General features: G+C 50.0%; 9 protein-coding genes. 2 read left to right on the forward strand and 7 right to left on the reverse strand.

What is annotated here, in order from left to right; all coding sequences use genetic code 11:
• Position 1: 1 nt before the first annotated feature.
• The 4 genes from oppC to ACMGGU_RS11270 all read right to left on the reverse strand — a co-directional run bounded on the left by oppC (position 2) and on the right by ACMGGU_RS11270 (position 4,977).
• On the reverse strand, positions 2–910 hold the full coding sequence (oppC, locus tag ACMGGU_RS11255) for an oligopeptide ABC transporter permease OppC (protein ID WP_008502787.1): 909 nt from the start codon (positions 908–910) through the stop codon (positions 2–4).
• Between the two features lie 12 nt (positions 911–922).
• Positions 923–1,843 carry an oligopeptide ABC transporter permease OppB gene (oppB, locus tag ACMGGU_RS11260; RefSeq protein WP_008502786.1) on the reverse strand — a complete coding sequence of 307 codons (921 nt, stop codon included), beginning with the start codon at positions 1,841–1,843 and terminating at the stop codon, positions 923–925.
• An 84-nt stretch (positions 1,844–1,927) separates the two neighbouring features.
• Positions 1,928–3,559 (reverse strand): oligopeptide ABC transporter substrate-binding protein OppA, encoded by a 1,632-nt coding sequence (oppA, locus tag ACMGGU_RS11265; RefSeq protein WP_008502785.1) that lies wholly within the window; start codon positions 3,557–3,559, stop codon positions 1,928–1,930.
• Between the two features lie 770 nt (positions 3,560–4,329).
• Positions 4,330–4,977, reverse strand: a complete 648-nt coding sequence (locus ACMGGU_RS11270; RefSeq protein ID WP_008502784.1) for a YchE family NAAT transporter — start codon at positions 4,975–4,977, stop codon at positions 4,330–4,332.
• Positions 4,978–5,455: 478 nt separating this feature from the next.
• On the opposite strand from ACMGGU_RS11270, the gene adhE reads away from it, so the two are divergent.
• Complete coding sequence (adhE, locus tag ACMGGU_RS11275; protein ID WP_028013432.1) at positions 5,456–8,134, forward strand: bifunctional acetaldehyde-CoA/alcohol dehydrogenase; 2,679 nt, start codon at positions 5,456–5,458, stop codon at positions 8,132–8,134.
• A gap of 68 nt (positions 8,135–8,202) precedes the next feature.
• Here the strand turns inward: adhE and tdk are convergent, their stop codons facing one another.
• A complete protein-coding gene (gene tdk, locus ACMGGU_RS11280) occupies positions 8,203–8,817 on the reverse strand; it encodes a thymidine kinase (protein WP_021240332.1) in 615 nt (204 codons plus the stop codon).
• 550 nt (positions 8,818–9,367) lie between these two features.
• Here tdk and hns point away from each other — a divergent pair.
• Positions 9,368–9,781 (forward strand): histone-like nucleoid-structuring protein H-NS, encoded by a 414-nt coding sequence (hns, locus tag ACMGGU_RS11285; RefSeq protein ID WP_008502781.1) that lies wholly within the window; start codon positions 9,368–9,370, stop codon positions 9,779–9,781.
• Between the two features lie 202 nt (positions 9,782–9,983).
• Here the strand turns inward: hns and galU are convergent, their stop codons facing one another.
• Together galU and rssB are read right to left on the reverse strand one after the other, a co-directional pair.
• On the reverse strand, positions 9,984–10,892 hold the full coding sequence (gene galU / locus ACMGGU_RS11290; protein WP_395299363.1) for a UTP--glucose-1-phosphate uridylyltransferase GalU: 909 nt from the start codon (positions 10,890–10,892) through the stop codon (positions 9,984–9,986).
• A gap of 200 nt (positions 10,893–11,092) precedes the next feature.
• Complete coding sequence (gene rssB, locus ACMGGU_RS11295) at positions 11,093–12,106, reverse strand: two-component system response regulator RssB (RefSeq protein WP_032647605.1); 1,014 nt, start codon at positions 12,104–12,106, stop codon at positions 11,093–11,095.
• Positions 12,107–12,109: the final 3 nt, after the last annotated feature.

The raw sequence follows: 12,109 nt of genomic DNA on the forward strand, positions 1-12,109 counted from the left end.
CTTAACGGTCTTTCGGGTCGAGGGCATCACGCAGGCCATCGCCGATAAAGTTAAAACAAAACAGGGTAACGACCAGGAAACCCGCCGGGTATAACAGCAGCCACGGTGACACTTCCATTGAGTTTGCACCGTCACTCAGCAGCGCGCCCCAGCTGCTCAGCGGCTCTTGCGTACCCAGACCGAGGAAGCTCAGGAAGGATTCAAACAGGATCATGCTTGGCACCAGCAGTGATGCATAAACCACCACCACGCCCAGCACGTTAGGAACGATATGGCGAACCACGATATTCCCGGTAGAGACACCGCCGACCTGTGCGGCTTCGATAAACTCTTTGCGTTTGAGGCTCAGCGTCTGGCCGCGGACAATACGCGCCATATCCAGCCAGGAAACCATCCCGATGGCCACGAAGATCAACAGGATATTCTGACCGAAGAAGGTCACCAGCAGAATGACGAAGAACATAAACGGGAAGGAGTTCAGGATTTCCAGCAGACGCATCATCACCGAGTCCACTTTGCCGCCAAGGTAGCCGGACAGTGAGCCGTAGAGCGTCCCCACGATCACCGCCACCAGCGCGGCAGCAATCCCGACCATCAGCGAGATACGCCCCCCGATAGCGACACGCACCAGCAGATCGCGCCCGGAGGAGTCCGTGCCAAAATAGTGGCCAGACTCCATATCCGGCGCGCTGGACATCATGCCCCAGTCGGTGTCGAAATAGGTAAATTGCGACAGCATCGGCGCCAGGGTCACAAACAGCGCGATGATCACCAGAACCACCAGACTCGCCACCGCCGCGCGGTTGTGCATAAAGCGACGGCGCGCGTCCTGCCAGAGGCTACGACCTTCCACTTCCAGTTTTTCACTGAAGTTTTCCAGCGCCTCGCTGTTTTTCTTACTCAACATCATGGCGTGCTCCAGTTAGTAACGGATTTTCGGGTCGATGACGGCGTACAGAACATCGACGATTGCGTTAAAGAGAATGGTCAGCGCACCGACGAGAATGGTCAGGCTCAGTACCAGCGAATAGTCGCGGTTGAGCGCGCCGTTAACAAACAGCTGACCGATGCCTGGCAGGCCGTAGATTGTTTCGATAACCATCGAGCCGGTGATGATCCCGACGAATGCCGGTCCCATGTAGGAGAGCACGGGCAACAGCGCCGGTTTAAGCGCGTGGCGGAAGATAATCCGACGCATCGGCAGCCCTTTCGCGCGCGCGGTACGAATGAAGTTCGAGTGCAGCACTTCGATCATTGAACCACGGGTGATACGCGCGATACTGGCGATGTACGCCAGAGATAATGCCACCATCGGCAAAATCATGAACTTGAGTGCCCCGCCGTTCCAGCCGCCGCCAGGCAGCCACTTCAGCGTAATGGCAAATATCATCACCAGTAATGGCGCGACAACGAAGCTGGGTATGACTACCCCGGTCATCGCCACCCCCATTACGGCATAATCCCATTTGGTATTTTGTCTGAGCGCGGCGATAACGCCTGCGGTGACCCCGAAAACGATCGCCAGAATGAATGCCGCAGCACCCAATTTCGCCGACACCGGGAAGCTGGACGCCACCAGGTCGTTAACGGAATAGTCTTTATATTTAAATGACGGTCCAAAATCACCGTGCGCCAGCTGCTTCAGGTAGTTGAAGTATTGGGTGGAGATAGGATCGTTTAAGTGGTATTTCGCTTCGATATTCGCCATGACTTCTGGCGGCAGCGTACGCTCACCGGTAAATGGACTTCCCGGCGCAAGGCGCATCATGAAGAAGGAAATCGTGATGAGAATAAATAGCGTCGGAATCGCTTCCAGACAGCGACGTAGGATAAATTTCAACATTGCCCGTACCTTCTGGCGTGTGCCTATATAATGTGACGTTGGTTAGACACCGTGGGGCGAGCACGCCCGCCCCACTCATTGCCATTAATGCTTGATAATATACAAGTTTTTAACGTAGATATTATCCATCGGGTCTTTACCGGTATATCCACCTACCCACGGTTTCACCAGACGGGCGTTAACGTAGTAGTAAACCGGAACGATCGCGGAATCTTTATCCAGCTGCTGCTCAGCTTTAGAGTACAGTTCAGTACGCTGTGCTTCGTCAGTAGTTTTCAGCGTGTCGGCGATCAGCTTGTCAAACGCCGGGCTCTTATAGTGCGCGGTGTTGTTTGAGCTGTCACTCAGCATGGTGTTCAGGAAGGAGGTCGGTTCGTTATAGTCCGCACACCAGCCAGCACGCGCCACGTCAAAGGTGCCCTGATGACGGCTGTCGAGGAAGGTCTTCCACTCCTGGTTCTCCAGCTTCACGTTCGCGCCCAGGTTCTTTTTCCAGATCGAGGCAACGGCGATAGCCAGTTTTTTGTGCAGATCGGAGGTGTTGTACAGCAGGCTAAAGGTCAGCGGCTTATCGGCGGTATAGCCCGCTTCGGCCAGCAGTTTCTTCGCTTCTGCGTTACGCTGTTCCTGCGTCTGTTTGAACCAGTCTGGCTCGGTCAGTTTTGCGCCATCAGTGTATGGAGGGGTATAGCTGTATGCCGGCAGATCGCCCTGGTTTTTCACTTTGTTCACGATGATATCGCGATCCAGTGCCAGCTTCAGCGCCGTACGAACGCGTACGTCGGTGAACGGTGCTTTCTGGTTGTTGATTTCATAGTAGTAGGTGCACAGGTACGGGTCGACGTGAACTTCTTTAGGGATCTCTTTCTTCAGTTTCTGGAACAGTTCAATCGGCATGTTGTTATAGGTCATGTCGATTTCGCCGCTGCGGTAGCGGTTAACGTCAGTCACTTCGGACGAAATTGGCAGGTAGGTAACCTGATTAATCACGGTTTTCGCGTTGTCCCAGTATTGCGGGTTACGCTCAAGCACCATACGCTCGTTGACCACCCAGTCTTTCAGCTTGTAGGCACCGTTGGTCACGATATTGGCAGGCTGGGTCCATTTTTCACCAAATTTTTCCACGGCGGATTTTGGTACCGGGGAGACGGACGGGTGAACCAGCAACTTATAGAAGTACGGAACAGGTTCGCTCAACGTGACTTCGAAGGTATTGGCATCGATCGCCTTAACGCCCAGATCGGTGATCGGTTTTTTGCCCGCGATGATGTCATCAATATTGGCAATATGGCCATATTGCAGGTAGCTCGCATACGGAGAGGCGGTCGTTGGATTCGCCAGACGCTGCCAGCTATAAACGAAATCTTCAGCCGTCACCGGCGTACCGTCGGACCATTTCGCATCTTTACGCAGATGGAAGGTCCAGACTTTGAAATCTTTGTTTTCCCATTTTTCTGCCACGCCCGGTGCCGGGTGGCCGTCTACGTCCGTTACCAGCAGACCTTCGAACAGGTCGCGGTTGACGTTAGACTCAGGAACACCTTCAATTTTGTGCGGGTCGAGAGACTGAACTTCCGCACCGTTGTTACGCACCAGCGTCTGCTTCTCCGCCAGCTGAACACCTGCAGGAACGTCCGCAGCCATTGCAGCGTTTCCCGCGATTAGCGCAGTTAAAATCCCCGCCGCTACCAGATTTTTTTTTGTGATGATGGACATTGTGTTGGTACTCCACTCATTATAATGACTGGCCTTCGCCAGCTGTGTAATCCCCTGTTGGGGCCTGTACAGCGCAGGAGTTTTTTTTGCTGCTGTCAGGTTCTTCTTTTACTGCTTGCTATCACCGACTTTTTTATTACTGACCGCTCGTATGGCCGTCTTGCGTCGATTCTTTACAGGCCTCCCCTGTTTGAGGCCTGCGCTGGATATCTGAGAAGAGAACTATATGAAAATAATTCTCATCTGATTGTTTTATGCTGCAAAATATTAGGCCGGAAAGTATCAAATGGCGTAAACGTGCGCCAATACATTTTGCAAATTTGTTAAGCAATTCTCTTTTACGGTGAGTACCGTATCGTTGAGGGCAGCCCTGCCAGACATCGAACATCAGTAAAACAACATGACATTCAATAGGATAGAGAAAATTTTCTCTCCAAGCGCGTCGCTGCGCTATCATCGAGTGATTTTGTACAAAAATTTAACAACTGGTTATTATTTAGCACATTCGTCTAGGGGAATGTTGAAATTACTAATATCATTTCGGTTATCTCTCAGCAAGCCCAAGAGTATCATGTGAGTAAAATAACAGAGCGATCGAAGATTTTCTGTGCAGGCGGGTTGAGGCGGAATTAATAACCTATTGAAATACAAGCAATGAACATTATTAGTAGAATTTATTATGATATGTGAGCATTTCAACTTTAGTTATATGATTTGCTGATAATCACGTAAAAAAACGGAGCCGTCGCTCCGTCCTTTCATATGAAGTATTAATGCAATAAACCGGGGAAAATGCTTTTAATACCCGTGACGATGAATTCGATCCCTAATGCCATCAGCAACAGGCCCATGATACGCGTAATGACGTTGATGCCCGTTTGACCCAGCAAGCGCACCAGCCAGGGTGCCATACGGAACACCCCCCAACAGCAGAGCGCAAAAATGGCAATAGCCACTGAAAAGCCAATCAGGTGCATCAGGCTATGGTAACGCGTCCCCCAGACGATGGTTGAACTGATGGCACCCGGACCGGCCATCAGCGGTAAGGCCAGCGGCACTACGCCAATGCTTTCGCGGATAGCGGTTTCTGACTTCTCTTGCTTATTCTGCTTATCCTCGCCCAGCTTACCGCTGATCATGGACATGGCGATGGTCACCACCAGGATCCCGCCGGCAATACGGAATGAATCAATGGAAATCCCGAACAGCTGAAGAATCGTGTCGCCGAGAAAAAGAGAGGTCAACAATATGATCGCTACCGACAGGTTAGCGGTGAGGTTGGTTTTGTTCCTGGCCGCCGCTGTCTGGTAACTCGTCATACTAATGAAGACAGGAATGATCCCCACCGGGTTGACCAGGGCAAACAGACCAATAAAAAATTTAAAATACGTTGGAAAATCAAAGAGCGTTTGGATCACGTTTTGCTCCGCTTATACACATGCCCTGGACTGACAATTTGTCGTGAGAAATCGCGCTGAAGATACCCTTTTTATCAGCATACTTCACTTGAAATCTGTACCAAAACGTTATCATTTCAGGATGTTAAACATATGTATAATCAATGATAGTGCCGCTTCCAATACTTACGTAATTATTTAACACTGGAAAAATCAGCACGAAATAACCCTGCTGAAAGGTATCAGCTTGGGGGGAAATTGACACAGATCATGATTTTCATACTCAGAAGTGAGTAATCTTGGTTACACCCCCAGGGAGGTCACCTGACAAAAAGGGATGATGCTAAGGTAAGGCTCTTTTAGTAAATTAGTGTGCTGACGCAGAAAGTAACTCTTTGTTTTACTTTGTGTTACGCAAGTCGTATCGGCTCTGTCTATACTGTGTGACGTATCGAGCGCTGGTTTACTAAAAGAGTTTAAACATTATCAGGAGAGCATTATGGCTGTTACTAATATCGCTGAACTGAACGCCCTCGTCGAGCGCGTTAAAAAAGCCCAGCGTGAATATGCCAATTTCACCCAAGAACAGGTTGATAAAATCTTCCGCGCGGCCGCACTGGCTGCTGCAGATGCTCGAATCCCTCTCGCTAAAATGGCCGTTGCCGAATCCGGCATGGGTATCGTGGAAGATAAAGTGATTAAAAACCACTTCGCTTCCGAGTATATCTACAACGCCTATAAAGATGAGAAAACCTGTGGCGTGCTGTCCGAAGACGACACCTTCGGTACCATCACCATCGCTGAACCTATCGGCATCATCTGCGGTATTGTTCCGACCACTAACCCAACGTCCACTGCAATCTTCAAATCACTGATTAGCCTGAAGACCCGTAACGCAATCATCTTCTCTCCACACCCACGTGCGAAAGACGCGACTAACAAAGCTGCAGATATCGTCCTGCAAGCGGCTATCGCAGCGGGTGCACCAAAAGACCTGATCGGCTGGATCGACCAACCTTCTGTTGAGCTCTCCAACGCGCTGATGCATCACCCGGACATTAACCTGATTCTGGCGACCGGTGGTCCAGGCATGGTTAAAGCCGCATACAGCTCCGGTAAACCTGCTATCGGCGTGGGCGCGGGTAACACCCCTGTTGTTATCGATGAAACCGCTGATATCAAACGTGCTGTCGCGTCTGTGCTGATGTCTAAAACCTTCGATAACGGCGTGATCTGTGCATCTGAACAGTCTGTTGTGGTCGTGGATTCCGTATATGACGCGGTTCGCGAACGTTTCGCCAGCCACGGCGGCTACCTGCTGCAGGGCAAAGAGCTGAAAGCGGTTCAGGACATCATCCTGAAAAATGGCGCGCTGAACGCCGCTATCGTGGGTCAGCCAGCCTACAAAATTGCTGAACTCGCAGGCTTTACCGTTCCGGCAACAACCAAAATCCTGATCGGTGAAGTGAAAGTTGTTGACGAAAGCGAGCCGTTTGCTCACGAAAAACTGTCTCCTACGCTTGCCATGTACCGTGCGAAAGATTTCGAAGACGCGGTTGAGAAAGCAGAGAAGCTGGTTGCCATGGGCGGTATCGGTCACACCTCTTGTCTGTACACTGACCAGGACAACCAGCCAGAGCGTGTTGCTCACTTCGGTCAGATGATGAAAACTGCACGTATCCTGATCAACACCCCTGCTTCTCAGGGTGGTATCGGTGACCTGTACAACTTTAAACTCGCACCTTCCCTGACTCTGGGTTGTGGTTCCTGGGGTGGTAACTCCATCTCTGAAAACGTTGGTCCAAAACACCTGATCAACAAGAAAACCGTTGCTAAGCGAGCTGAAAACATGTTGTGGCACAAACTTCCGAAATCTATCTACTTCCGCCGTGGCTCTCTGCCAATCGCGCTGGATGAAGTGATTACTGATGGCCACAAACGTGCGCTCATCGTGACTGACCGTTTCCTGTTTAACAACGGCTACGCTGACCAGATCACCTCCGTGCTGAAAGCGGCTGGCGTCGAAACTGAAGTATTCTTCGAAGTTGAAGCTGACCCAACCCTGAGCGTTGTACGTAAAGGTGCTGAACTGGCTAACTCCTTCAAACCAGATGTGATTATCGCACTGGGTGGTGGTTCCCCAATGGACGCCGCGAAAATCATGTGGGTTATGTACGAGCATCCAGAAACGCACTTCGAAGAACTGGCGCTGCGCTTTATGGACATCCGTAAACGTATCTACAAGTTCCCGAAAATGGGCGTAAAAGCGAAAATGATCGCGGTCACCACCACTTCCGGTACCGGTTCAGAAGTTACGCCATTCGCGGTAGTAACCGACGATGCAACAGGTCAGAAATACCCACTGGCTGACTATGCGCTGACGCCAGACATGGCTATCGTTGATGCGAACCTGGTCATGGAGATGCCGAAGTCACTGTGTGCATTCGGTGGTCTGGATGCGGTGACTCACGCCCTGGAAGCTTACGTTTCTGTGCTGGCGTCTGAGTTCTCAGACGGTCAGGCCCTGCAGGCTCTGAAACTGCTGAAAGAAAACCTGCCAGCGTCTTACAACGAAGGCTCTAAAAACCCTGTAGCACGTGAACGTGTCCACAGTGCAGCAACCATCGCCGGTATCGCGTTTGCCAACGCCTTCCTGGGTGTTTGCCACTCAATGGCGCACAAACTGGGCTCACAGTTCCACATTCCTCACGGTCTGGCGAACGCCCTGTTGATCAGCAACGTTATTCGTTATAACGCTAACGACAACCCAACCAAGCAGACGGCTTTCAGCCAGTACGACCGTCCACAAGCCCGTCGTCGCTATGCTGAAATCGCTGACCACCTTGGTCTGAGCGCACCGGGCGACCGCACTGCTGCGAAGATTGAGAAACTGCTGGCATGGCTGGAAAGCCTGAAGGCTGAACTGGGTATTCCTAAATCAATCCGTGAAGCGGGCGTACAGGAAGCTGACTTCCTCGCTCACGTAGACAAACTGTCTGAAGATGCATTCGATGACCAGTGTACTGGTGCTAACCCGCGCTACCCACTGATCTCCGAGCTGAAACAGATTCTGCTGGATACCTACTACGGTCGTGAGTTCAAAGAAGGTGACGTTGCCGCTGTGAAAACAGAAGCCCCAGTCATCAAAGCTGACAAGAAAGCGAAGAAAAGCGCTTAATTGACAGCCGCAGATGAAAAACCCGCCTTAATGGCGGGTTTTTTTATGTCTGAATAATAAGACTGACGTTATTTTCTGTTGTCGTGCTGAATCGCTGTCAGCGAGCCTACAGACAACGCTTCTTTATAATGCTTACGGCAGACCGAAACATAGCGTTCATTGCCGCCTATCACCACCTGCTCGCCATCTGCATAAGGTTTCCCGGACTGGTCGAGACGAAGCACCATACTCGCTTTACGACCGCAGAAGCAGATCGTTTTCAGTTCGACAAGTTTATCCGACCAGGCGAGCAAATACTGGCTCCCTTCAAAAAGCTCCCCGCGGAAATCCGTACGCAGGCCGTAACAGAGCACGGGGATATCAAGCTCATCGACCACCTCTGACAGGGCATGGACCTGTTCACGCGTCAGAAACTGGCTCTCATCGACCAGTACGCAGTGAATGGGCTGTGCCGCATGTTCTGCACGAATGTCTTCAAACAGATCGGTTTTCGGGTTAAACAGCCTGGCAGGCGACGAGAGCCCTATTCTGGAGCTCACCTTCCCTGCGCCAAAGCGATCGTCAATTTCAGCCGTATAAACAACGGTACGCATCCCGCGTTCCTGGTAATTGTACGAGGATTGCAGCAGCGCGGTGGATTTCCCGGCATTCATTGCCGAATAGTAGAAATAAAGTTGTGCCATTGGCCGTAAAACCCTAATCAATGTGTAATATTCCCGATGAGTCATTGTACCATATTTTGTCCGGTCATCAGCGATGCAGCGCACAGAGGATGCGGTTCAGTGCCGCGTTCAGCACCTTCTGTTTATGAAAATAACCCGTTAAAACATGAAGTAAACCCATTCAGCCACGCCAATATGTTATAAGTTAAGCCAAACATAACACTTCTTTTTATAGTGGAATCCCGACCCTTTAAAATTCACTATTTATTAACTATTTCAGGCTTAACACCAAGGGTGAGAACTAATACAAAAGGCTGATATTTCTCCGCCGCAACTATAATTCCTGCGGGAAATGTCACAAAAAAAAGACGCAATCGACCGGGTTAAGCAGGTTCCGGTGATAACAACCGAGACAGCGGAGTGGTGGAATTTAAGTTAGCGTAATTAATAATAGCGGCATTATTTAGTATTTTTTGAATTCCTTACATTCCTGGCTATTGCACATCTGAATTTATGGCTCTATTATTAGGTCAACAAACCACCCCCCCATTATAAGTTTGAGATTACTACAATGAGCGAAGCACTTAAAATTCTGAACAACATCCGTACTCTTCGTGCGCAGGCAAGAGAATGCACCCTCGAAACGCTTGAAGAAATGCTGGAAAAATTAGAAGTTGTAGTTAATGAACGTCGCGAAGAAGAAAGCGCTGCTGCGGCTGAAATCGAAGAACGTACTCGTAAACTGCAGCAATATCGTGAAATGCTGATTGCTGATGGTATCGATCCAAATGAATTGCTGAACAGCATGGCTGCCGCTAAAACCGGTACTAAAGCTAAGCGTGCTGCCCGTCCTGCTAAATATAGCTACGTTGATGAGAACGGCGAAACTAAAACCTGGACTGGCCAGGGTCGTACTCCTGCTGTTATCAAGAAAGCGATGGATGAGCAGGGTAAACAGCTGGACGACTTCCTGATCAAGGATTAATCGAGCCTCATTCAGAAAAATCCCGCATATTGCGGGATTTTTTTTAACCTAAATTTGTCACAAACATCCTCTTACACTCTGTCATAAAGCATTATTTAGCAATTTCATCGACTGTACTTTCAGACAGGTTTTCGGAAGTGTTATGGGCATAAAAAAACCGGTGGGCAACGCCTCACCGGTTTCGAACATTTACAACCGTGGCTTATTTCTTAATACCTACGCTCTCTTTGAGCCAGGTTTTAAATTCTTCGCCAAGGGTATTGTGACGGAGACCATATTCAACAAACGCCTGCATATAACCGAGCTTATTACCGCAGTCATGGCTCTTACCTTTCATATGGTAGGCCTCAACGGTCTCTTTCTCGATCAGCATATCGATGGCATCCGTCAGCTGGATCTCATCACCCGCTCCTGGAGGCGTTTTAGCCAGCAGAGGCCAGATTTCAGCACTCAGGACATAGCGACCTACAACAGCAAGGTTTGAAGGCGCGACATCGGCTTTAGGCTTCTCTACGACGCCCACCATTGGCACACTCTCACCCGGCTCCAGGTTAACGCCTTTGCAGTCAACCACACCGTATGCCGTTACGTCTTCAACAGGCTCAACCATAATCTGGCTGCTGCCGGTTTCGTCGAAACGTTTGATCATTTCAGCCAGGTTATCCTGAGAAAGATCGGATTCGTATTCATCCAGAATAACGTCAGGCAGAATTACCGCTACAGGCTCATCCCCCACGACAGGGTGCGCGCACATAACAGCGTGGCCCAGACCTTTAGCCAGCCCCTGACGAACCTGCATAATGGTGACGTGTGGAGGGCAAATAGACTGAACTTCTTCTAACAGCTGACGCTTAACACGTTTTTCCAGCATGGCTTCAAGTTCAAAGCTTGTATCGAAATGGTTTTCGATAGAGTTTTTAGATGAATGCGTAACCAGCACAATTTCAGTGATGCCGGCTGCGATACATTCATTCACGACATACTGGATTAATGGCTTATCAACCAGAGGCAGCATCTCTTTAGGAATCGCCTTAGTTGCTGGTAACATCCTGGTCCCCAATCCCGCTACCGGGATAACGGCCTTTCTGACTTTCGAATTTAGGGCAGCCATTCAAATTCTCCTGAGATGTTCAAGTTTTGAACTTTTATGCAATAAATAACGCGTTGAGTATATCAGTCTCGCCCCGCAGTCCGGGTCTGAAAAGAACGCGTTGCCGATCAATTAGGATAAATACGCATGAAACCGGGCAGCGATAGTAGCACTCCCCGTAAAACACAGGTAAAGCAATCTTAAAATGACGATCCAATTGCTTATTCCGTGGACAACATTAAGCGTAACCGTCCTCCGGCGCCCCAAATTTGGCACTGCCACGAGGAACAGCGGTGGCTAATTTGATTAAGATACGCCGTTCCCAACGTCCCAAGCGGTACACCGTTACTCACCTGAATATGGTGTTCACCGGTATTCAGTGATGCATTGAGACCGGCTGAAACGAGGATCAGATTTTTTAAACCGCTATGGTAATAGCCAACCAATAGCGGGAACTGTCCAGGCAGATTGGCCTGACGAAAAAGCTGGTTTACCTGTTTGAGTAAACTGCCTAACTCAGGCAACCGTTGTCCCTGATGGGATAACTGTTCCTGCAACAAACCATTAAATAGCGCACGAAGAAGTAACGCCGCTAATACACCGTTATCCCCCGCCCGGGTGACATCCAGAGAATAAAATGCAAGATCGGAATCTGACAGTGGCGCAATATCCAGCACCAGTCCTGGCTGGTCAGCGGCCACCAGCTGCCGATAATTTACGCGACAGTGTGAAATAGTTTGCTGGACGGGCGGCTGGAGTTCTTGCAACAGTTTCGCCGCGGCAGGCGGATTACTCACCAGAGCGTCCCAGTCCTGGAAAAGACGCTCCTCTTCCTCTACCCGGGAATTAAACATATTCGGATAAAGGCACGCCAGGACCGTTTCTCGCAGCCGATGCAAATCCTTAACCGGCTTAAGCAGAATATCCTGTACCCCAAGACGTAATGCTTTTGCGATGTCCGCCATGTTCTCGGTGGCAGAGATCACCAGAATCGGCGTCTGATTGCCTTCGTTACGCAGATGTTCAACCAGCTTCAGTCCATTCATGCGCGGCATCGCAATGTCGCAAATCATCAAATCGGGCGTAATGCTGATCATTTTTTCCAGGGCGTCGATGCCATCTTCAGCCAGCGACGTCATTGCGCCCAGCGAGGATAACCACGAATCCAGTAGCGATCGGAAAACGGGCTCGTCTTCAACAATCAAAATGTGTTTTCCGGCCAATGGCTGCGTCATGGT

The sequence above is a fragment of the Enterobacter sp. BNK-8 genome (assembly GCF_048685095.1).
In the GTDB taxonomy this organism is placed as follows: Bacteria; Pseudomonadota; Gammaproteobacteria; order Enterobacterales; family Enterobacteriaceae; genus Enterobacter; species Enterobacter quasiroggenkampii.

Bases quoted from the DNA above. Each gene is read 5' to 3' on its own strand.
- oppC (WP_008502787.1), bottom strand. From the start codon at position 910: ATGATGTTGAGTAAGAAAAACAGCGAGGCGCTGGAAAACTTCAGTGAA.
- oppB (WP_008502786.1), bottom strand. From the start codon at position 1,843: ATGTTGAAATTTATCCTACGTCGCTGTCTGGAAGCGATTCCGACGCTA.
- oppA (WP_008502785.1), bottom strand. From the start codon at position 3,559: ATGTCCATCATCACAAAAAAAAATCTGGTAGCGGCGGGGATTTTAACT.
- adhE (WP_028013432.1), top strand. From the start codon at position 5,456: ATGGCTGTTACTAATATCGCTGAACTGAACGCCCTCGTCGAGCGCGTT.
- tdk (WP_021240332.1), bottom strand. From the start codon at position 8,817: ATGGCACAACTTTATTTCTACTATTCGGCAATGAATGCCGGGAAATCC.
- hns (WP_008502781.1), top strand. From the start codon at position 9,368: ATGAGCGAAGCACTTAAAATTCTGAACAACATCCGTACTCTTCGTGCG.
- galU (WP_395299363.1), bottom strand. From the start codon at position 10,892: ATGGCTGCCCTAAATTCGAAAGTCAGAAAGGCCGTTATCCCGGTAGCG.
- rssB (WP_032647605.1), bottom strand. From the start codon at position 12,106: ATGACGCAGCCATTGGCCGGAAAACACATTTTGATTGTTGAAGACGAG.